This is a genomic window from Ginsengibacter hankyongi, assembly GCF_008710285.1.
Lineage (GTDB): Bacteria > Bacteroidota > Bacteroidia > Chitinophagales > Chitinophagaceae > Ginsengibacter > Ginsengibacter hankyongi.
Map to the genome: position 1 here is coordinate 118,098 of NZ_VYQF01000010.1, position 20,615 is coordinate 138,712.

Below are 20,615 nucleotides of genomic sequence, written 5' to 3' on the forward strand. Positions count from 1 at the left end.
ACATAACGGATAAACCTATTCGAAATAAAAGTAATCCTAAAAAGTAAACGCCAACAATACATTAAAGAGGTGTGCCGTTTGCAAGAGAGAGTGCCTACCGGGCAGGCAGGACACACAGTGTTTTTAAGAGTGGTGGAAACTGGCTTGCAAAGAAAAAAACCATCACACACAGAAAGTGGAAACTCTTTAGGCACTGCGTAAAATCTTTTCCATCTTTCTGCCCTTCGCCAACTCATCCACCAACTTATCCAAATACCTAACCTGCTGCGTCAATGAATCCTTTATTTCTTCCACCCTGTACCCGCAAATTATCCCGGTGATGAGATGCGCATTAGGATTGATCGAAGCTTGCCGGAAGAATGTTTCAAAAGTCACATTTTCTTTCATCAGTTCGTTCAGCTTTTTATTATTGAAGCCTGTTAACCATGTTAAAACCTGGTGCAATTCTTCTTTCGTTCTCCCTTTCTTTTCCACTTTTGCCAGATACATAGGGTAGACCGATGAAAAGGTCATTTTTGCTATTCGCTGATTTTGTGAGTTGGAATTATTCATAACATTTATTTTAGGATAACTCTTCCGGCAGCGTTTACATGGCAGGGCATAACGGGAACCATGAAACGCCTGCGATAATTACATTTCGCAATTTAATAAACCCGCTTTTACCGCCCACGGTAATTTGTCTTGCCATGAAGATAATTATTTTTGAGTTTGGTTGCAAGTGGCTGGCCCGTATAAATATAGCGGCTTCGTTTATGCGCTGTGTTAGTTTGTTATTTAAATGATTTTTTATGGGAGCATACTTTAACGCCTTGCCTGAATCCTTGATTCTCTTTTATTTACCATCAAAATAACAATAAGGACGGTCCTCAAAAAATCAATTAAACCAAACAGCATACCCTTGCCTTCTTAAATCCCAGGCGAGCTTTTCTTCCATTAGCAACGCTTGCTGCCGGGTCATCGCCTTTCGATTTATATGGTCATATAGGCTTGGCCGTAAGTAAGTACCGTATTTCTGGACAATATTGGCAGATAACTTGTGGCCTTTCTTATTTACATAACCGGTTTTATGTTGCGTGAACCGTTCCGCCGGGGTTTTGCTGGTCATTCCCACGTAGAGGCATTGCAGCACTCCATTAAATTGTGGATTAGCAGCCCTGAACTTTGCATTTTCTGTAAACACCCGTTTTGATAACTCTACAACGTAAACCTGGTATCTCATTTTTTAAATAATTATTATGTGGCTTTAATTGGTGTCGCGCCTTCACTTAACTTGGGAGAAAGTTCAACTATTGTGGGGTTGAGACCAAATTTTTTTGATCAAAAAGCAAGCGACACCCCCCCAATTCCGGCTCCTGGTTTTAAAATGTTTTTATTGTTGATGTTAGTCACTCTTTAAAAATTGGCAATAACGTCAGTATTTACCTTTCGGGCAGGCACGTTGCCGGGTAGAGCAAAGGAAGTCACAATGTTATCGGATTACCTATCCAAAATAATATTTCTATTTAGTTGTCCAAAACGTTACGGTGAGTTATTTAATATTAAAATTTATTACCCTACAGCTACAGGGAAGAATTATGATGCGCATACCTGAACATTGCGGGCAGACTTTCCTAATTGCGGTTTTGTACTTATCTTCAAGAATGATTTTTTACCTGCTTGCTGCGGGCAGGTTAGGCTAACGTTGTTGAGAATGATATAAATTAGTTCAACAGCAAGCTTTACCAGGGCGTTTTTAGGAACACACTAATACCAATTATCAGGTTATAACAATACTCACCTTTCTTAACAAGAAAAAATTATGGAAGAAAAAGAAAAAGTCACTCTAAATGAAACTTCCCGTATTGAAGCATTTAGCGATGGGGTTTTTGCAATTGCCATTACTTTGTTGATACTTGAAATCCATGTTCCGGTTGCAAAAGAAAATGAAACACTACTGAGCAGTTTATTACACGAATGGACAAGCTTTCTCGCATTACTGATAGGCTTTTTTACCTTACTTGTTTGTTGGATCAATCATCATTATATCTTTAGTATGGTTTACAAATCCAACAGCGTACTTTCATTAGTAAACGGTTTTAAATTATTGGTGGTAACAATTACTCCCTTTGCTACCGCATTATTAGCAAAAAATATTGCAACAAACTGGGAGCAGGCTGCAGTAAATATTTATTGTTTCAATTTTGCGTTGATGGGTTGCAGCATGACTTGTATCTGGCTTTATGCGAAACGTAAAGGATTCATTGACGCCGGTTCAGATATTAAATTAAGAAAAACAACGAGGCTTTATATTTTTGCTGGTGTTTTTTCAACATCTATCTGGCTAGTATCCTATATCAGTTTAATAGCTTGCCTGATATTGTTTATGATGATGTTTATTATTTTTATTTTTCCTGAAAAAATTATTTCATTACAATTGGGGAGAAGTAATAAAAAACGTATTGTTTTCTCCAAAGCCTAATTTACTCAAGCGTAGCCATCAGGCGACCTGGCTTCACACGACCAGAGAACAGTTGTTACCGTATTAAAGCGTATACGCAATTAATACAATTGACCTTCGAAAAGAAAGCGAAAGCTAATACTATTGCAACCGGAATGCTTACCGTAATGGATACACAAATAAATAAGCTTACACATCTTATTAATAACCTGCTTGAGAGCGCAAAAGCAGAAGGTGGCAAGCACCAGCCTAATTAACAATTAATTTATACTTTCCTTCTTTTAAATGCAATTACTCATTTTATAAGTTGCATAACGGATAAACCTATTCGAAATGTAAGCAGTAGTTACAATATTAGTATAGCAGTTCATTAATAATTTAAACATACCAATGATAGAGGAAATTCCTTGGCAATGTCTGCGGCTATTTTGCATCAGCCGCGGCCGTCAACGCCCCGATGTCCAGTTTGATCATTTTCATCATGGACTGCATAACACGTCCCGCTTTTTCGGTGTCGGGATCGCTGAGGAGCTCGGGCAAAATAGTTGGCGTCACCTGCCAAAAAAGACCAAACCGATCCTTCAGCCAACCGCAGGCGATCTCCTGGCCGCCGCTCTCAAGGAGTTTGTTCCAATAGTAATCAACTTCTTCCTGGGAGTTGCAGTTAATCGTGAGCGAGATGGCATCAGTCAGCGGATGACCGGGGCCTCCATTCATTAAAATGATTTCCTGTCCTTCCAGCAGGATGGATGCTACGAGCAGGGCGCCCTCAGGTCCCGGCGCACCTGGCGGGTTGCGGGTAACCCTGGTAACTTTTGAGTTCTTAAATATGGGAAGATAGAAATTCATCGCTTCTTCAGCATTGCTGTCGAACCAAATAAAAGGGCTTATCTTTTGCATAAAATGAATTTTTATAGTTCGTTGTTAGTAACAGCAAACATCATTCCCGAAGGTTATTTTTCGACCCCGCGCATTCTTAGGCTACCTTTAACCGAAAGTTGCGCTGTCGCCGGTTTTCAATGTTTATCGTTTATCATTTCTGTTCTTTTGTTTTTAATAAAATTATTTATTTTACAACTTACCTAACGGAAACATATATATTCGAAAAAAAGACTGAGCCCTGGTTTTAATTTATTGTCCTGAGTTTTTCCGGCATGTTTATTCTTTACGAGGGCAAGCTACCTTTTACCGGTATGGTAAAATAAAAGGTGCTTCCCTTTCCTGCTTCACTTTCTGCCCATAATTTGCCATGGTGGCGCTGAATAATTTCATAAGAAATAAACAACCCGATACCCAATCCCTGGAAATGAACTGCATGTTCCTCCACACGGTGATACTTCTCAAATATTTTGTCCAGGCTATGTTTTGCGATGCCGATACCAAGATCTTTTACTGATACTTTTATCATATCTTCTTCCTGCTCCAGCGCTATAAAAACCTTATCTGCACCGGGCGAATATTTTATTGCATTGATTAATAAATTAACAATTACCTGTTGCAGCCTGTCTTCATCTCCGGTTACTTCATCGTACACGTTACCTGTTTTAATAATGCTATGTGTTTTTGAAGTTAGCTGTACATTTTCAACTGTATTTTCAATCATATTATTAAAATTGAAAGTAGTAAGAGTATAATTTAATTTGCCCAGCTGTATTTTACTTACGTCCAGCAATTCGCTTATCAATTCATTGAGCCTTCTTACTGACTGGCTGGCTTTTTTTGCATATAGATTTGCTTCTTTGTTATTTCCATCTAACAAAAGTTCCAATATCTGTAAATAGGCCTGGGCCGTTGTAAGCGGTGTTTTCAATTCATGACTGGCAATACTGATAAATTCATCTTTTTTTTCTTCTCTTATTTTCTGGTCTTGTATATCAGTAAATGCGCCAACCCATTTTACAATCTTGTTGTCTTTATCTAAAACAGGTTCTCCTTTTGCAGCGTGCCATCTATATTCACCGTCTTTATTTCTAAGGCGCACATCAAATACGTATGGTTCACCCGTAGTTAAGCTGTGTACCCATGCGGTATTAATGTTATCATAATCATCCGGGTGCACCAGTTCCTTCCAGGCTGCTTCACTTCGGGGCTCAATACCGGCATATTCTTTCCATCTCAAAGATGCAAACTCTGCGTTTCCTTGTGCATCAGTAACCCACACCAACTGCGGTAATGTTTGTGCAAGAGAACGGAAGCGTTCTTCGCTTTCTTCAATTTTTTTTCTTGCTTCAATTTGCGTTGTAATATCACGGGTAGTACCTGCAATTGCTTCTACTTTGCCATCCTGGTCTATAACGGGAGCAAAAATATAGTCGTAGATTCGATCGCCAAGCGTGGCGTGCGGAAATGAAACTTCGCCACGCACAGTCTTTTTTGTTGCAATCACTTCGTCTATTTCCCGCTCATGCATTTGGGCATGCCAAGGTTGGTATCCGACTTCTAACATTCGTTTTCCAATAGAATCGTCCCATGTTCGTCCCCACATTTTTAATAATGCTTCATTTGCGTACGTGAACCGGTAGTTTAAGTCAAATACATAAATAAGGTCGGGTGTGTTTTGAGTTATTGCCTCGTAAAGGCGTTTTCTTTCTTCTACTTTTTTTCTTGCTTGTACTTTTTCAGTTACCTCGGTAACGGCTACTATTACTCCTGAAATTTTTCCATCTTCGTCTTTCCGCGGATGATAAAGAAAATCGAAGTAAAAGACATCCTGCTTCCCGTAACGGTTAACCGGGATTGGAACTTCGTATCCGTGATAGGGCACACCAGTGTTTAATACGCTATCCAGCAACGGATGAACGACTTCTTCCACCTCAGGTAAGGAGGCAAACAAGGGATTTCCTACAAATTCAGCTTCTTTTTTATCTAGTAATTGCAGGTAAATATCGTTCGCCATTTCCACAATATATTGAGGTCCCCGTAAAATGGTTATACCAACGGGCGCCTGTTTCATTGTGTTGCGGAAACGGTCGTTGCTTTCTTTTAATCTTTCCTCCGCCTTTTTTTTATCAGTGGTTTCAATAACTGTTACCAATACGCCTCCCACTTCACCGTCATTTTTTCTTATAGGGCTATACGAAAAATCGAAATAGCATTCTTCTACAAAACCATTTCTATTTAAGGGTAACATGAAATCCGGAAAACCAATCCCTTTTCCTTTCATTACTCCATCAAACATGGATGCTATGATGTGCCATATTTCAGAAAACGTTTCAGGGGTGCCGATACCCAATGCCTGTGGATGTTTGGTAGTTCCCAGTATGGGACGATACCCGTCATTGTATAACTGGATGTATTCACTGCCCCATGCAATGTACATGCCAAATGGATTATCGAGCATTACCGCAACCATTGTACAGAGGCTTTGAGGCCAGTCTGCAGGGTCTCCTAAAGAGGTTTTGCTCCAGTCTTTTGCTCTTATGAGTTCTCCCATCTCACCCCCGCCTCTAAGGAAATAATACTCAGAATTTTTACTGCCCATATAAAAAACACCTACGGTTGAATTATAATTTTATCTTTTAGCTGTTGCCTCATCTGTTTGCACCTTAACTTACTATGCAACCATTGCACCAAAGTAAATATACTGTACAAAAGGAGAAAAAAAATAAGATCTCGCGTAACGCTTTCGCTAAAGATTGTCGTCGTTAGTTCAGCAGACCAATGCGCTTCGGGAGTGGTTGATGTGAGATTGTGAAATTTATAATTAAAAGTTCAATGTTATTACTATCGCCAAGATAAGTTTCTTGACGACCGAACTATTGAAATATGATGTGCACCCGTTTGAGGGTGAGGTTTTTAATGAAATTATCCTTTGTTGTAAATGCAATTATTCCTTTTATAACACATATAACGGATAAACCTATCCGAAGCAGACAATATAGGAGTACAAGTACTTTTTTATAATCACCATCTTGCGCTAATTAATTAGGTGGAACTTACACCGGTAAGCATTCTATAACCTCAAAGGTTTTAAACCTCATAGAATCCATCTATCATTTCATCAATAATATCAATTATAACTATTTAAAGATTATTGTAAGTTTGATGCTTAAAAAATCTAAAATTTATTTACGATGGAAAATAACAAGCACCCACACAGCCCGGCAAATCATAAAGTCTGGGAAGTAAACGAATCAACCAAATGCCCGTTTATTGGTGGAGCTTTAAAATTTACAGCAGGCACGGGTACTTCAAATAGTGATTGGTGGCCGAATCAATTAAGTTTAAAAATTCTCCGGCAGCATGCCCGGCTATCTGACCCGATGGGTGAGGGTTTTAATTATGCAGAGGAATTCAAGAGTCTCGACCTCAACGCGGTGAAGCAGGACCTTTTTAATCTGATGACAGATTCCCAGGAATGGTGGCCTGCTGATTATGGTCATTACGGCCCGTTATTTATCCGCATGGCGTGGCACAGTGCAGGTACGTATCGCATTGCTGATGGCCGTGGTGGCGCTGGTTCGGGAACGCAACGTTTTGCACCATTGAATAGCTGGCCGGACAATGCAAATCTTGATAAGGCCCGTTTGCTGTTGTGGCCGGTCAAACAGAAATATGGAAGAAAGATTTCCTGGGCCGACCTGATGGTCCTTGCGGGTAATTGTGCGCTTGAGTCAATGGGCTTTAAAACATTTGGCTTTGCCGGCGGCCGTGAAGATGTTTGGGAGCCGGAAGAAGATATTTACTGGGGATCGGAAGGCAAGTGGCTTGATGACAAGCGCTACTCAGGCAATCGTGAACTGGAAAATCCACTGGCCGCTGTTCAGATGGGCCTTATCTATGTGAACCCTGAAGGACCTAACGGAAAGCCTGATCCCATGGCCGCTGCTATTGATATTCGTGAAACCTTTGGCCGCATGGCAATGAACGACTATGAAACGGTTGCACTTATCGCCGGCGGACATACTTTTGGCAAAACACATGGCGCGGGAGACCCGGTAAAATATGTAGGTGCAGAACCTGCAGGCGCGGCGATTGAAGAACAGGGCCTCGGTTGGAAAAACTCCTTTGGCACTGGCAATGCAGGTTACACCATTACCAGCGGTATTGAGGGCGCATGGACTACTTCGCCAACGAAGTGGAGCAATAACTTTTTCGAAAACCTTTTTGGCTATGAATGGGAACTCACCAAGAGCCCCGCCGGCGCTTTTCAATGGAAGCCAAAGGACGATGCAGGAGCAGGCCTGGTGCCGGATGCACATGATCACGCAAAACGCCACGCACCATTTATGCTTACAACAGACCTGGCTTTAAAAATGGATCCCATTTATGAGCCCATCTCAAGATATTTTTTTGAAAACCCGGATGAATTTGCCGACGCTTTTGCAAAAGCCTGGTTCAAATTAACGCATCGCGATATGGGCCCGAAGGCCCGTTATCTTGGGCCCGAAGTTCCTGCGGAAGATTTGATCTGGCAGGATCCTGTTCCGGCCATTAATCATGAACTGGTGAACGAGCAGGACGTCGCTGCGCTGAAAGAGAAAATACTTAGCTCAGGACTTACCATTTCTGAACTGGTATCAACAGCATGGGCCTCTGCATCTACATTTCGTGGCTCAGATAAACGCGGCGGAGCCAATGGCGCACGAATTCGTCTTGCGCCGCAAAAAGATTGGCAAGTAAACAATCCTGCGCAACTGTCGAAAGTATTGACAACGTTGGAGGGTATTCGAAATGATTTCAATAATGTTCAGTCCGGTGGTAAGCAGGTTTCAATTGCGGACCTTATTGTATTGGGCGGATCTGCAGCCATTGAACAGGCAGCAAAGAATGCAGGTACTGATATTAAGGTGCCTTTTACGCCCGGACGTACGGATGCCTCGCAGGAGCAAACGGATGCATCATCCTTTGATGTGCTGGAACCAACTGCAGATGGCTTTCGCAATTATGTTAGAACCAAATACCCGGTAAAGACTGAAGAAATGCTGGTAGAAAAAGCACAGCTGTTAACGCTTACACCGCCCGAGATGACAGTGTTAATAGGAGGTATGCGTGTTCTTAATGCCAACTTCGGTCAATCGCAACACGGCGTCTTCACTAACCGCTCCGGACAATTGACCAACGACTTCTTCGTGAACCTGCTCAATATAGGTACCTCATGGAAGGCCGTGTCGGAAGATGCGGAAATGTTTGAAGGTCGCGATCGTAAGACAGGTGAAGTGAAGTGGACAGCTACCCGTGTTGATCTTATCTTCGGCTCAAACTCTGAGCTTCGTGCGCTTGCTGAAGTGTATGGATGTTCAGATGCCCAAAAGAAGTTTGTAACGGATTTTGTGGCAGCATGGACCAAGGTTATGAACCTTGATCGTTTTGATTTGAACTGATTACTTTATAAAGGAGTTACATAAAAAACTTAAACAACAGGTGGCATGGAAATGGCCACCTGTTTGCATTATACTGCAATTCATAAATTTCTGTTGTATGATATGGCCGGAGAGGTGTTCTCTTTCTTTAGATGACATGGTTCATTTTATTTACATAACGGATAAAGCTATTCGAATAGAAACAATTGAGAAAGAAAAGCGGGACGATTGAGCTTTAGCCACCCTTGGGTAAAGGGCTGGCCATAAAACCTTCGACCTCTTTTTGTACGTTCATATAGATATAAAATTCCGGTGTTTACTTTGCCGCTTTTTAATAGTTCGTTTTTTTTTTGGTTACTTTTGTGCGTTGGGTTTTGATTCAAACTCTACCATCCATTCAATACCGTATTTATCTCTAAACATAGCAAAATACGAACCCCAGGGGCTGTCGCCAATAGGCATTTCAACAGTTCCGCCTGCTGAAAGCCCGTTAAATAATTTGTCTGCTTCTTCACGGTTTTCTGCAGTAACAAATATCTTAGACCTGTTTTCATTTTCATTTACGCGTCCTAAAAAATCCGGAACATCATTCGCCATTAAAATACTATTACCAATTGGTAAAGCAATGTGCATTATCTTATTTGCTTCGCTTTCTGGTATTGGATGTTCAGGGATTGATAGATCTTTGAAGCGTATAATTTTTGTGAACGCTCCGCCAAATACTGATTTGTAAAAGGTAAATGCTTCTTCGGCATTTCCGTTGAAGTTGATGTGAGGATTAACACTTGCCATAATTTTTAATTTTTAGATTTTCAAATGGTGTTGTTTATAAACTTTTATTGTAAGACTTTTTTACGAAAATTATTTTTTCGATAAAGTTGCCAACAGATTTTCGAGGTTGCTTAATGACATTTTCATTCCTTGTGTAAAGCCATCCAATATTCTTTCCATCCTTTCACGAGATTCATTGTAAATAATGATGCTCACATTTGTTGTTCCGTTTTCTTCGCTGAAAGTATGATCCCATTCAGAGCCCGGCAATTCAGGTTTTTCATTCTCGTCTGCAAAAGCATTGTACATTTTAAAGTTGGTCTTCGGCGTAATGGAAGTGTATTCCTGTATTGCCCAACGCTCTTGTCCTTCGGGGTTTACCATTGCATAAAATCTTTTGCCACCCACTTTGAAATCCTGGTATTTTGTTTTTGCTGTCATTGGTTTAGGTGCAATCCATTGGTCAATAAGCTCTGCTTTAGTAAATGCATCCCATACCAATGACAGCTCAGCATCAAATTCTCTTTTTATATAAACCGTTTTAGCTGCTTTGTCAACGGTAAAATCAAATAGCAAGTTGTTGTTCATTTTTTTTGTTTTTTCATTGTTGATAATACTTTGTCGAGTTGATTAAACCTGGTTTCCCAAATTTTTCTGAATTGGTCAATCCATTTATCGATCTCTTTCATTTTTTCAATTTCAAGTGTGTAGTAAATTTCCCTGCCATGCTGTTCCTGTTTTACCAGTTCGCATTCAGTGAGTATGCGCAGGTGTTTGGAAACAGATTGCCGGCTGGTGTTGAAGTTATCAGCAATGGCGTTCGGCGTCATTGCCTGTAATGCAATTAAGGTGATAATCGCCCGCCTTGTGGGGTCGGCTATTGCCTGGAAAATATCCCGCCTCATATGGTTTATTTATTTGTGAAACTAATCGGTTGCAAATATATGCGCAACTATTCGGTTTCGCAAATATTTTGTAAAATATTTTTTTAAAGGGAAGATCAGCTGTGAAATATGATTTGGATGGGTGCAGTAGAGTGGGGGATTATAATGATGGTACCATGCTCTGCTTTTGAATGGAATTATTCATTTTACAACTTACATAACGGATACACCTACACGCAATAAGTAGCGAACAAGTCAAAGCACATATCAGGCAAACTTTGCTAAAAAGCGTGAGTCCTAGCTCATGATTCAAACACCAACAGCACTAAAAATTATTCCCAAAATTGAAATAACATCATGTTCGGCAAAGTCTTAATTTTATAGTATGCGATACAAAATACCTTTTTTGTTTTTGTGTATTCTTCTCATTAATGATTGCGTGCCTGCTCAAAGCACTATTAAGGAGCCGCAACCTTCTCACAAACCAAACGCATACCAGTTAGCACAAATAAAAAGGAAGTATGGTATGTTCATCCATTTTGGCATTAACACATTTTACGACCAGGAATGGACAGACGGAAGCAAGCCGCCGGCTTCTTATAAGCCACTAACGGTTGATGCCGATGAATGGGTGCGGGTTGCCAAAGAGGCGGGGATGAAATATGTAATCCTGGTAACGAAGCATGTGGATGGATTTTGTCTTTGGGACAGCAAGTACACGATTTATGATGTAGCATCTTCAGGCAATAAAACAAACGTGGTGGAAAAAGTAGCGCAAGCCTGCAGGAAATACGGCATGGGTTTGGGAATTTATTATTCGCTTTGGGACAGGCACCAAAACGCAAACATCAATGACACTTCTCTTGACAGCGCCTACAATAAATATATCGTTAACCAAATAAAAGAACTAATTGGTATAACGAACCAGTACACAAAAATTGTTGAGCTGTGGCTGGACGCCGGGTGGGAGAAGAAACGTTCACGCTGGCCCATCCGCGCTATTTACGAAACGGTCAAGAACGTGGCTCCGCAATGCCAGGTGGGTGTTAACTGGTCCATAGGAACTCCAGAAAACCCTGATCCTGACTCATCATTTGTGTTACCTACCTTGCAGAAAACTGGTTATCCTATCCGCTATTTCCCCAGCGATTTCCGCATGGGTGATCCTTATATGCCTGCTGACCCCGATCCGAAATTATTTTCTCACAATGGCCAACTGTATTATATGCCGTGGGAAACAACGGTATGTATTAGTCAAAAATGGTTTTATAATACTAAGGATACAGTTTACAAAACAGTATATGAACTATACCAAATCTATAAAAAGGCAACAGCGCAGGATAATATACTCATCCTGGATCTTCCTCCCGACCGGCAAGGAAGGCTGCGTGAGAAAGACATACAATTGGTACTTGCCCTCCGAAAGAAGATTGATAACAAAAGTTCGAAGTAGCTTTTCGGTTATTAGTGGCCGTTAGGTACTCCCGGCAATCCAACTATCAAATTAATTCCTGCTGATTTTCATCTTGAAAGGTGCACCGTTCTTCCAATGGCTCCGCCGGGAGTATGAGAATATCCCGTAGTGATGGTGAGGGTATCTGCAGCAGGAGAAAGTTTTCCTTTTCCCTGCAGGCCCTCATCGAACTCATAAATGATCACCGAATCTTTATTGAAAGTGTAGGTTGAAATTTGAAGAACGATACCTTCATTCATTTGAATGCTTCCGTCCCGGGCAAAATCAAAAAAATCACCCGGCTTTCCGCTGTACACATTAAGATGATTGTTAAGCCCCACGCCGGCATAAACCGAATCGCTTACAACATTCCATCGCCCTACGATTGGTGATTGAGGCGTTGCGTCCTTGCGGCAACTGCAAGCGAATATTGATGCCACAGTAAGTATCATTAAAACATTCCCGCTCATGATTTCTTTTCTTTACCGGACATGTGCGGCGAATAAGACGTTGCAAGAGATGGCAAAAAATTCAAAAATTCTCAAGGCTGTGCGACAGATGTTGCGTTAAAAAGCCGGTAGTTGATGGGCTCCTGGGAAAAAACACCCGCTATGGCTGGAATATAACCCGTTCCTCAATTCACAGGCGGTTGAACTTATCAGGGAAAATAATCACGGGTTGAAACACCTTCGCTTCCTCGAACGACAGCGAACAATAGGAGAGGATGATGACCACATCTCCCGGCAATCCCTTACGGGCCGCCGGCCCGTTCAGGCAGCATACCCCGCTTCCCCGAGCCCCTTTAATCAGGTATGTTTCTATTCGTTCGCCGTTATTGGCATTCACCACCTGGATCTTCTCGTTTTCGATCATGCCCGCGGCCTCCATCAGGTCCTCGTCCAGTGTCAGGCTGCCCACATAATCTAAATTGGCTTCTGTAATCGTAGCACGATGCACTTTCGATTTCAATATTTCTATTTGCATAATTAATTTATAAGTTCGCCTTTACTCCTCCCATAACTGTTTAACAAATTAAAAGTAGCAAATAAAGTTTATTTACTAAAAGCCAGGGTGATATAGATTACGAAGAGAAGTTCTTCAAAAGGAAAGAAATATTGTGTAAGAGGTTACACCCACATTCACGTCGGTATGTGTCGCTCTCTTCACCGAACCATTAAGAAGTGACGCTGGCGCAGGTTTGGTAGTGTAGCCAAGTTTTGGCTATACCTGTGTCATAAAGTAGGCAAAGGAAAGGCTAAACCACATATTGGGCTAATCGGCTGAATTTACATTTGAAATAAATTTTAATTAGCTTTTAGTCAAGCCAGCAACTAAAGTAAAATTGTAATGCTGAGAATACAAGTGTGTGCCCAAATTGCGTGCAATGCTTTGCTGGCGGTTGCCAATCTGCTTGTTTATAAAGTAGGTATTTTATAATTTTCAGGTCAATCCTGGCTTAACGGAGGTCCAAGAAGAGTCATGTCATATTTTTCAAAGAGCTGAGCGACTACCTTTTTATCTGGTGAACCATTGTGCATTAGAGGTCCCAGTTCCGCAAAAAATTTATGACCTCCTCCCGGAGTATAAACAACAATAATTTCTGCACCCTCATTGGTAAGGTTAAGGAAGGCATGCGGCACTTTCGATGGCAGGTAGGCAAAGTCCCCTTCGTTGAGATAGAAAATTTCATCGCCTATCCGAACTTTAAACTTGCCTTTAAGAACGTGAATTGTTTCCTCCTGCTTATGGTGCACATGCAAAGGCGGGCCTCCATATGGTGCTACCTCTACAATAAAATAATCGAATGCACCACCAGTATCTTCCCCAGTAAGTTTGAAGATAAGGTCGCGACCCGGACCAGACTGTAACCTTAATCCTTCCCTGGGGGTTAGCACGTTGATTTGAGTTGACGTCATGTTGTTGTTTTTTAATGAACGATTAATTAATAATGCAAAATTGCATTGCCTAAAATGATAAACACTTAACCCGGGTTAAGAAATGAAAGGAGCAAAAAGAAATTTAATGTTTATTTGTCAGCCTGTTTCTCATTCGGCTGAGCGATTGAGGTTCGATGTTCAAATAAGATGCAATGTGCTGCAATGGAATACGCTGAAAAATATGAGGCTGGTTTTCTATTAATTTGAGATAGCGTTCTTCTGCAGAGAGGGTTTTCATTTCTTCAATTCTATTTCTTGAAGCACTTGCTGAGCGGCGCATTTTAAAAGAATACCATTGTGTGAGTTTAGATATTTCCTTTTCTGCTTTTTGAAAATTTTCTTTTGAAATTACCAGTAGTTCTGAATCTTCCAGCAATTGGATATAGTTTGTTCCCGGTTTGCCCGAATAGTAACTATCGAAGTCACCAAGCCACCAATCTTCAAACGCAAAGAATAAAATCCGTTCATGTCCTTGTTCATCCAACACAAAGTTTCTTGCACAACCTTTATTAAGATAAGCTTTTGAATGGCAGCATTCACCGGCTCTTAAATAGTAATCTTTTTTAGTAACTGTTTTAAACGTAAAGTATGACAAGAACAATGCATACTCTTCCTCGGTAAATGCGAACGTTTGCATAAACAATTCTACAAACTTGTGATTAATATTTTTTAATTCATCTTCCATTTATGGTCGTTTGTTTATGTTTGCCGCGTCGACATTTGGCTGCCGCTAACATGTAGCGTCTATTCAAGCTCAATATCCATTCGTCGTAACAAGCCGTCTTGCAAAATGTAAATGTGCTTTACAGTTCCATCAAAAATCGTATTATTTTGTAAGTCCTTTACTTTTTGGTGAACAGTAATTTCTAAAGTGCCGTCTTGCCTTTCATTAAATCCCACAGGCTGAACGTTGGGATTTATTTATTTCCATTGTCTTGTCCAATATTCCCTTATTCACTGTGTCAGCTTACATAACCTCCTTCAAATGCCTTTGGCCATTGAACTTCCGGATGCATTGTTGAAAGCGCCGTATCAATGTCTTTTGCATTGATAGCGGAATAAGCTTTCTTAATTAAGTCTTCATACCGAGATGTCATTAAGATTTTTTTTAAACTTAGTAGTCAATGAGCATTACGCACAAAAAACAGTATTAACGTATTACACGGCACTCCCAATTTTATAAATCATTAATTTACATATACCATTTGTTTCGCTTATTGTTTTGTCGGTGTGCGTCAATGCATCGGATAGCTATTGGATTACTAATCTAAAGTAATGGTTTTATTTAGCCCATCCAAAACGTTTCGATGAGTTATTTCGTTTTTAAGTTTGCTACGATACAGTATAAATGCAGTTATTCGTTTTATAACTTACATAACGGGCAAAAATATCCGAAATACCGGGCTTATCGGGTTTACTTTTTTTCCTGGGTTACAAAACTCAGGAAACCGATACTTTTATAATTTAAACATTCTACGTATAGCATGGATACTATCGGCCGCGCTTTAAGGAATGCCTTAGTTGGCTGTAGCGCTTTTGTCATAATGTTTGCTGATTAATTTTTTTAATTATTGTTAGGTTGAGTGCCATAATTAAATTTTCAAAGTCATCTCTTGTAGTTAAAATATCGTGGTAAAATCTTATTGTGCTGCCGGCAGTGAGTTTAATTCTTAATTTATAATAGTGTGGTTCAAATCCTCTGCTGATACTTTGAATTTTATCCCATTTAATGTTGAGGCCTTTAGTGTTAGCTAAAGCAAATCTGTTTGTCATTCTCAGGATACCCCGGGAACTGGTTTAAGCATATTTTCCCACTAATGTTTCTTCTGAAACATTATAATGAATCATTAATGAATTACTGTTTATAAAACAGTTTCATTTCCTGCAATGCTTTTCCTGATAAATGCCCTCAATTCTTTGGGCATTGCACCCATAACGTCATTTATTTCACCTTCGCTTATATAAAAATTCAGGGCTTTAAATATTGCAGCTACTGCAACTTTTGTTTTTTCATTATTACCAAAATCATAGCCTGCCTGCCCTCCGTCTTCCTTCCTTATTTCATCAAAAAACTCATTGACGTGGCTTATACGGTGAAATTCCTGGTGAATGGCCCAACCCTCCACATACACCCCTTTGAGCGCCATTGGCAATTGGGCCATCAGCTGAAAGGACTCTTCCATAGTCAGCTTATTACGTAAGGCATGCAATACCGCACGAATGATCCTCCCCGCTTTATCCCGGGGAACGTTAATATCCTCGGCTACCAGGTTTACAAACTCATTTCCTTTGGCAGCATATCTTTCAAAATCGAGTGACATGATATTTATTTTTTGAGTTTAACGGAATGCTCAATTTCAAAACTAACCTTAGCATTGATGCGGTATTCTGAAATCTTACCATTCTTTACTACGGCACTGTGGTCCTGAATGTAAACAGAGCGGATGTTTTTAACGGTTTGGGATGCTTCGGTTACTGCCTGTTGTGCAGCATCTTCCCAGCTTTTGGTGGAACTGGACATCAGTTCCAGGACTTTTAATAGCGCCATAACTTTAATTTTTATAGTTAAAAAATTACTTTTATTTCAAAAATGCCTTTGGCGGAACTGCAAAAATTCAGGACAATTTTATTATAAAAGCTTATTGGCTGCTAAGGTAACTATGTGAACGTTTTTTAGAAATGACCGCCCTCACTGCCGGAAATGATGGTCATCAGGGAACCTGCATGTTTTTATATCATTATCCATAATCTTATATTGTTTCTCAAGTGATAATGGAAAGGGGCCGGATTTTTATCCTGCCTGTCATGGCTTAAGTATGAGGTTCATCTTTTGCCCGGTCTACTTGTGGCACTTCACACTAACTGTAGCTTCATGAAACTAATTCTTTCATCCGATAGCTATCGGATCCGCAAAAGTTAAATGCCTTGCTGTACTTCCAATCTTCTTCTCTTGTTACAAACGGCTGCATAATATATTGATATTGGTACTCGTTGATTTACTCGTGTATGCGTTTCAGCTAGTATCAGTTACAAAATCAATCTTTCTTTTTCTTTAACGTTCCTGATAAAAAATTATAGCAATCAAATTTTACATCAATGTATTCTTTTTCTATAGCCTGCATCATAAGCCTTAACCCGGTTTGCCGCTTCTCCGTTTCGTCGTTAATTAAAGTATCATCAATCAATGAGCTGTCTCTTTTAAGTGCAGCTTCCTGTTGCCGAATTGCTTTTTGTAACTTGGAAAATTTGTCCGCAGACTGGTTTAGCAGAGTTTGATGCGCTTCAACCTTTTTAGCTATACCCACGATAGAATTTCGCCTGATCACTTCCTCTAATTTCTGGCCAAATTCATATATCTCATTGTTGTAAAAAACAACGGCATTCTTCCACTTTATCAATTCATCAGTATAATATTCCGCAATTATTGTCGCCATTTTTTATTATTTTATTTTTATTAAATAACCTTCTTTTATTGCAGGGAAATTGGTTTGATTAATATTAACTATGCCCACCTTTAAAATGTTTTCTGACCTCGCTGAGTATCAGCATTTATTTTTTTTATACTCACCTAAACATTAGCAGCTACTTTTTAAGCATCTTCTTCACTGACGATATGATTTGTCTCCAAAGCTAAAAATAGACTGAGGGCAATTAGATGATCGGTATTAGCTTATCCTATGATATTAATCAACGTGTATTTTTCAAACGTGAAATAAAACCATTACTACAGCCCTGGACGAATTGTAGATTTGGAAAAGTCATAGAAATCACAGGGAGAACGGGCATCTACGATATTATTTAAAACATTCTATGGATACCGGTGGGACACCTAAATTCCACGATATAGATTAACTATTTTATTTCCTTTGCCAGGGTGCATTGGATAGACGTTTTATTCAGACAAGAATATCACCCCTGGCGTTGGCTGTATCTACAGTTTTGGCCAAAAATAATCATTGCACCCGGCCCTTTTCTTCCTCTGCTCCTGTTGAACGATCACGGGTGCCTCTCACTTTTGAATTACCAAAATTGTGCGTATAAGTAAGGGTAAAAGAAGGATTTGAAAAAATGAGTTTGCCGCTTGCTACAAGATTCTGTTCCGGGAAATTAATATAGGGCTTAAAAGTAAGCGTATTCAAAATATTACTCGCATTAAACCGCAGGCTGGATTTTAGTTTTGCTAACTTCTTTTGAACTCCTGCATCAAGAGAGCCAAACGCCGGTACGGTATATATACCAAATGTGGTTTTGGTGGTATAAAACCCCGAAACCTCCACTGAATAATCTTTTGGCAGATTAAAAGATTGCTGCGTGGTAAGTTGTAAATAGTCTTGTTTTAACGTAACAGGACTGCCCGAAATAGAACCCCTGAGCAACTGGCTGTTACCTGCCAAATTATACTGCATCGTCCACCATGTGCTTACGGTAACCGGCACGGACAGCGATGCAGCCCAAACAACGTTGCTCTTTTGATTTTCTGCAGCCAGCGTTTCAATGTTAGTAACAGGATCTACCTTGGGCGAAAAATCAGTAATTGTGTTAGCCTCATAGCTGTATGAAACAGAAAATATAACCTTTTTGTGAGTGTAGGCCACGCTGGCAGCATCTGTAACAGCTGGCTGCAGGCCAGGGTTGCCGGAAAAAAATGTGTACGGATCTGAGAAGAATACAAAGGGTGCCATATCATTAAATGTAGGCCTTGTTATTCTCCGGCTGTAAGATATATTCCATGCGTTATTATCGTTAATGTTGTGCACTAAGAAGAAGCTGGGAAATAATTTTCCATAATGCTTATCAACAATGTTTTTTTGTAATTCAGATCCCAGGTTTGAATTGGTATATTCATAACGGAGGCCAAGCTTCATATTTGTTTTTGATGTGACTTCATAAGTAAAAGAAGTGTAAGCTGCCAGGATGCTTTCCCTGAGGGCATATTTGGCTGAAAAGGCGGAATCTGTTATCCAATTATTTAGCAGGAACCGTTCTACAGCCACATTATTATTAAACATGGAAAGGGTAGTCTTCACTCCTGATTCCATATTTAGTTTCGCTGACATTTTTTTTTATAATCCAATGCACCAACCCAGAAATGTATCGGAGTTATCTTACCGCTCTGGATGTTTTCATCCCTGATAAACTTACTTCTCCCGTCATAATAGTTATTTAAGTAGCGTACACCATTATCATCTCTGAAATAGATATAGTCCAGGTTAAAAGATAATTTTTCACTATCAGAAAATGAGTGCTGAACATTGAAGTTCCCACTCACGTTCGACCAATTATTATGTTCGTGATTTGAAATACCTAACAAACTATCAAGGTTCCCGTTAATCGTAACAGTGCCGTCGGTATTCGCATTCATCGTCCAGCGGTTGTCGTAACCAGAAACCAAAGCTCCTATAACAGTTTTCTTTGTTACCTGGTAGTCCAGCCCAAGCCGTGCGTTCTGGTTAAATTGTTCAAAATCGCGATGTGAATCAGAATTGTTTTCTGTAGCCTTTCCCTGGTACGTTACTTTGTGATAGAAAGAGAAAAGCTGCTGGCTATGATGATCGGAAAATGTATAATCACCATAAAAGTTCACTTTGCCCTTCCTGTGATTGAAATTTATACTTGCTTCGGCAATGGCCCCTCTGCTATAACCACCCGTTAAGGAATAAGAACCATTAGTACCATAACTGTTATTTGTCTTTAAAACAATATTGATATAGCCGGCATTTCCTTCAGCATCGAGATTGGCCGGGGGAGTGGTTATCAATTCAATCTTTTCAATATTGTCGCTGTTCATTCCCGAAAGCATTTGCACTATTGCCGTCACGGGCATGTGGCTGATCTTTCCATTGATCATAACAACAATGCCATTCTTGCCATTCATGGAAATAGTATTATTCTGCCGGTCTACGATAATGCCCGGCGAACGTTCCAGAACTTCCAAAGCTGTACTGCCTGCGCTGGTGATACTGTTGGATACGTTTATGACCAACCTGTCTATCTTTTGCTCAAACAAAGGTTTTTTCGCAACCACTTTCACATCGCTTAGTTTCACTTGTTTTTGCAAAAGCTTTAGTAGCTCCATGCCAGGATTTCCTTTGTTACCTTTAAGCTCAAACGGTTTGCTATCGAGGAGTTCAAAACCAGTATAACTACACCGGATAAAGTATAACCCTGCCGTTATTTTTTCAAATAAATAATTCCCTGAATGACTGGTAATAACGCCCCTCACCAAAGCAGAATCTCTTTGCTGCAACAGCAACACGGTGGCGCCGGCAACAGGCTCATTATTTTCATTGACCACCTTTCCGGAAATCCCAAACTGTGCGCTGCAATAGCCGAAATAAAAAAAACATGCAGCAGTTAAGAGCATACGTACAACGATTGCGCTTATGCGCATTTTGACAAATAGCATGGAAGATATTTAGTTAATGAGAAAATTAACAGATGAATAAGCCAGGCAGTAGCGTGGTTACAAGCAGATAAAGGGACTTATTTAAACGAGGAAAAAAAGCGTTATATTCCCAAAGATAGAAAAATATTCCAATTTATTGTCATTCGCCCTATATTCCGATTCGCTCGCTGCACAAAGGCTACCGAGTGTTGTGGAGTATAACAGGGTCTGCTTAATTGCCCTATACAACATCAAAGCGCTGTACAGGCTGGCTTTGTGACAAAAAAGAAGATTGGAAGTATAGCAGCGCCGCCCTTATCCATAGTTTGTGTCTCACGAAACATATTTTTATGCCCATAAAAAATTGGAAGTATAGCAGTGCGCGCGGCTTTTGTGGCATCAAAGGATTGGTTTCATTAAGTTATAGTTAGTATGCACTGGCACAA

21 protein-coding genes are annotated in these 20,615 nt (G+C 40.1%); 4 read left to right on the top strand and 17 right to left on the bottom strand.

All coding sequences use genetic code 11. From position 1 onward, the window contains the following. Positions 1-186 precede the first annotated feature (186 nt). Together FW778_RS20470 and FW778_RS20475 are read right to left on the bottom strand one after the other, a co-directional pair. Positions 187-552 carry a DUF2200 domain-containing protein gene (locus FW778_RS20470; RefSeq protein WP_150416749.1) on the bottom strand — a complete coding sequence of 122 codons (366 nt, stop codon included), beginning with the start codon at positions 550-552 and terminating at the stop codon, positions 187-189. A gap of 322 nt (positions 553-874) precedes the next feature. Beyond that, complete coding sequence (locus tag FW778_RS20475) at positions 875-1,219, bottom strand: ribose-5-phosphate isomerase (RefSeq protein ID WP_150416750.1); 345 nt, start codon at positions 1,217-1,219, stop codon at positions 875-877. A 579-nt stretch (positions 1,220-1,798) separates the two neighbouring features. On the opposite strand from FW778_RS20475, the gene FW778_RS20480 reads away from it, so the two are divergent. Together FW778_RS20480 and FW778_RS23300 are read left to right on the top strand one after the other, a co-directional pair. Next, positions 1,799-2,458, top strand: a complete 660-nt coding sequence (locus FW778_RS20480; protein WP_150416751.1) for a TMEM175 family protein — start codon at positions 1,799-1,801, stop codon at positions 2,456-2,458. An 89-nt stretch (positions 2,459-2,547) separates the two neighbouring features. Then, positions 2,548-2,694 carry a hypothetical protein gene (locus FW778_RS23300; protein WP_202552400.1) on the top strand — a complete coding sequence of 49 codons (147 nt, stop codon included), beginning with the start codon at positions 2,548-2,550 and terminating at the stop codon, positions 2,692-2,694. A gap of 166 nt (positions 2,695-2,860) precedes the next feature. On the opposite strand, the gene FW778_RS20485 is transcribed toward FW778_RS23300, so the two are convergent. Further along, a complete protein-coding gene (locus FW778_RS20485; protein ID WP_150416752.1) occupies positions 2,861-3,337 on the bottom strand; it encodes a VOC family protein in 477 nt (158 codons plus the stop codon). Positions 3,338-3,602: 265 nt separating this feature from the next. Beyond that, positions 3,603-5,918, bottom strand: coding sequence for a PAS domain-containing sensor histidine kinase (locus tag FW778_RS20490; protein WP_150416753.1), 2,316 nt, complete (start codon positions 5,916-5,918; stop codon positions 3,603-3,605). Positions 5,919-6,510: 592 nt separating this feature from the next. On the opposite strand from FW778_RS20490, the gene katG reads away from it, so the two are divergent. Beyond that, positions 6,511-8,760, top strand: coding sequence for a catalase/peroxidase HPI (katG, locus tag FW778_RS20495; RefSeq protein WP_150416754.1), 2,250 nt, complete (start codon positions 6,511-6,513; stop codon positions 8,758-8,760). A 333-nt stretch (positions 8,761-9,093) separates the two neighbouring features. Here the strand turns inward: katG and FW778_RS20500 are convergent, their stop codons facing one another. The 3 genes from FW778_RS20500 to FW778_RS20510 form a co-directional block, all read right to left on the bottom strand. Continuing rightward, entirely contained in the window at positions 9,094-9,531 is a 438-nt protein-coding gene (locus FW778_RS20500; RefSeq protein WP_150416755.1) for a VOC family protein, read from the bottom strand. A 69-nt stretch (positions 9,532-9,600) separates the two neighbouring features. After that, entirely contained in the window at positions 9,601-10,098 is a 498-nt protein-coding gene (locus tag FW778_RS20505; RefSeq protein WP_150416756.1) for an SRPBCC family protein, read from the bottom strand. After that, entirely contained in the window at positions 10,095-10,415 is a 321-nt protein-coding gene (locus FW778_RS20510; protein WP_150416757.1) for an ArsR/SmtB family transcription factor, read from the bottom strand. The genes FW778_RS20505 and FW778_RS20510 overlap by 4 nt, the downstream gene beginning before the upstream one ends. Before the next feature lie 364 nt (positions 10,416-10,779). On the opposite strand from FW778_RS20510, the gene FW778_RS20515 reads away from it, so the two are divergent. Continuing rightward, positions 10,780-11,847 (top strand): alpha-L-fucosidase, encoded by a 1,068-nt coding sequence (locus FW778_RS20515; RefSeq protein ID WP_150416758.1) that lies wholly within the window; start codon positions 10,780-10,782, stop codon positions 11,845-11,847. Between the two features lie 68 nt (positions 11,848-11,915). Here FW778_RS20515 and FW778_RS20520 read toward each other — a convergent pair whose 3' ends face one another. From FW778_RS20520 to FW778_RS20565, 10 genes are all read right to left on the bottom strand, one after another. Continuing rightward, the gene (locus tag FW778_RS20520; protein ID WP_150416759.1) at positions 11,916-12,287 is read right to left on the bottom strand and encodes a hypothetical protein; all 372 of its coding nucleotides are present in this window, start codon (positions 12,285-12,287) and stop codon (positions 11,916-11,918) included. 199 nt (positions 12,288-12,486) lie between these two features. Beyond that, positions 12,487-12,831 (bottom strand): aspartate 1-decarboxylase, encoded by a 345-nt coding sequence (panD, locus tag FW778_RS20525; RefSeq protein WP_150416760.1) that lies wholly within the window; start codon positions 12,829-12,831, stop codon positions 12,487-12,489. Positions 12,832-13,292: 461 nt separating this feature from the next. Continuing rightward, positions 13,293-13,763: a cupin domain-containing protein gene (locus FW778_RS20530; RefSeq protein WP_150416761.1), complete on the bottom strand. Its 471-nt coding sequence runs from the start codon at positions 13,761-13,763 to the stop codon at positions 13,293-13,295. 103 nt (positions 13,764-13,866) lie between these two features. Beyond that, positions 13,867-14,469, bottom strand: a complete 603-nt coding sequence (locus FW778_RS20535; RefSeq protein WP_150416762.1) for a Crp/Fnr family transcriptional regulator — start codon at positions 14,467-14,469, stop codon at positions 13,867-13,869. Between the two features lie 277 nt (positions 14,470-14,746). Next, positions 14,747-14,881, bottom strand: a complete 135-nt coding sequence (locus FW778_RS23640) for a hypothetical protein (protein WP_262714422.1) — start codon at positions 14,879-14,881, stop codon at positions 14,747-14,749. A gap of 765 nt (positions 14,882-15,646) precedes the next feature. Beyond that, positions 15,647-16,105 carry a DUF2267 domain-containing protein gene (locus FW778_RS20545; RefSeq protein ID WP_150416763.1) on the bottom strand — a complete coding sequence of 153 codons (459 nt, stop codon included), beginning with the start codon at positions 16,103-16,105 and terminating at the stop codon, positions 15,647-15,649. 5 nt (positions 16,106-16,110) lie between these two features. Next, positions 16,111-16,332 (bottom strand): dodecin family protein, encoded by a 222-nt coding sequence (locus FW778_RS20550; RefSeq protein WP_150416764.1) that lies wholly within the window; start codon positions 16,330-16,332, stop codon positions 16,111-16,113. A 487-nt stretch (positions 16,333-16,819) separates the two neighbouring features. Continuing rightward, positions 16,820-17,218 (bottom strand): hypothetical protein, encoded by a 399-nt coding sequence (locus FW778_RS20555; protein WP_150416765.1) that lies wholly within the window; start codon positions 17,216-17,218, stop codon positions 16,820-16,822. A 519-nt stretch (positions 17,219-17,737) separates the two neighbouring features. After that, positions 17,738-18,841: an outer membrane beta-barrel family protein gene (locus tag FW778_RS20560; RefSeq protein WP_150416766.1), complete on the bottom strand. Its 1,104-nt coding sequence runs from the start codon at positions 18,839-18,841 to the stop codon at positions 17,738-17,740. Further along, on the bottom strand, positions 18,826-20,190 hold the full coding sequence (locus FW778_RS20565) for a TonB-dependent receptor (protein WP_150416767.1): 1,365 nt from the start codon (positions 20,188-20,190) through the stop codon (positions 18,826-18,828). The genes FW778_RS20560 and FW778_RS20565 overlap by 16 nt, the downstream gene beginning before the upstream one ends. Positions 20,191-20,615: the final 425 nt, after the last annotated feature.

What these genes read in the sequence shown, in the direction of transcription:
- FW778_RS20480 (WP_150416751.1), top strand. Translation starts at nt 1,799, where the DNA reads ATGGAAGAAAAAGAAAAAGTCACTCTAAATGAAACTTCCCGTATTGAA.
- FW778_RS20530 (WP_150416761.1), bottom strand. Translation starts at nt 13,763, where the DNA reads ATGACGTCAACTCAAATCAACGTGCTAACCCCCAGGGAAGGATTAAGG.
- FW778_RS23640 (WP_262714422.1), bottom strand. Translation starts at nt 14,881, where the DNA reads ATGACATCTCGGTATGAAGACTTAATTAAGAAAGCTTATTCCGCTATC.
- FW778_RS20485 (WP_150416752.1), bottom strand. Translation starts at nt 3,337, where the DNA reads ATGCAAAAGATAAGCCCTTTTATTTGGTTCGACAGCAATGCTGAAGAA.
- FW778_RS20535 (WP_150416762.1), bottom strand. Translation starts at nt 14,469, where the DNA reads ATGGAAGATGAATTAAAAAATATTAATCACAAGTTTGTAGAATTGTTT.
- panD (WP_150416760.1), bottom strand. Translation starts at nt 12,831, where the DNA reads ATGCAAATAGAAATATTGAAATCGAAAGTGCATCGTGCTACGATTACA.
- FW778_RS20500 (WP_150416755.1), bottom strand. Translation starts at nt 9,531, where the DNA reads ATGGCAAGTGTTAATCCTCACATCAACTTCAACGGAAATGCCGAAGAA.
- FW778_RS20555 (WP_150416765.1), bottom strand. Translation starts at nt 17,218, where the DNA reads ATGGCGACAATAATTGCGGAATATTATACTGATGAATTGATAAAGTGG.
- FW778_RS20515 (WP_150416758.1), top strand. Translation starts at nt 10,780, where the DNA reads ATGCGATACAAAATACCTTTTTTGTTTTTGTGTATTCTTCTCATTAAT.
- FW778_RS20490 (WP_150416753.1), bottom strand. Translation starts at nt 5,918, where the DNA reads ATGGGCAGTAAAAATTCTGAGTATTATTTCCTTAGAGGCGGGGGTGAG.
- FW778_RS20475 (WP_150416750.1), bottom strand. Translation starts at nt 1,219, where the DNA reads ATGAGATACCAGGTTTACGTTGTAGAGTTATCAAAACGGGTGTTTACA.
- FW778_RS20545 (WP_150416763.1), bottom strand. Translation starts at nt 16,105, where the DNA reads ATGTCACTCGATTTTGAAAGATATGCTGCCAAAGGAAATGAGTTTGTA.
- FW778_RS20560 (WP_150416766.1), bottom strand. Translation starts at nt 18,841, where the DNA reads ATGTCAGCGAAACTAAATATGGAATCAGGAGTGAAGACTACCCTTTCC.
- FW778_RS20510 (WP_150416757.1), bottom strand. Translation starts at nt 10,415, where the DNA reads ATGAGGCGGGATATTTTCCAGGCAATAGCCGACCCCACAAGGCGGGCG.
- FW778_RS20550 (WP_150416764.1), bottom strand. Translation starts at nt 16,332, where the DNA reads ATGGCGCTATTAAAAGTCCTGGAACTGATGTCCAGTTCCACCAAAAGC.
- FW778_RS20505 (WP_150416756.1), bottom strand. Translation starts at nt 10,098, where the DNA reads ATGAACAACAACTTGCTATTTGATTTTACCGTTGACAAAGCAGCTAAA.
- FW778_RS20470 (WP_150416749.1), bottom strand. Translation starts at nt 552, where the DNA reads ATGAATAATTCCAACTCACAAAATCAGCGAATAGCAAAAATGACCTTT.
- FW778_RS20565 (WP_150416767.1), bottom strand. Translation starts at nt 20,190, where the DNA reads ATGCTATTTGTCAAAATGCGCATAAGCGCAATCGTTGTACGTATGCTC.
- katG (WP_150416754.1), top strand. Translation starts at nt 6,511, where the DNA reads ATGGAAAATAACAAGCACCCACACAGCCCGGCAAATCATAAAGTCTGG.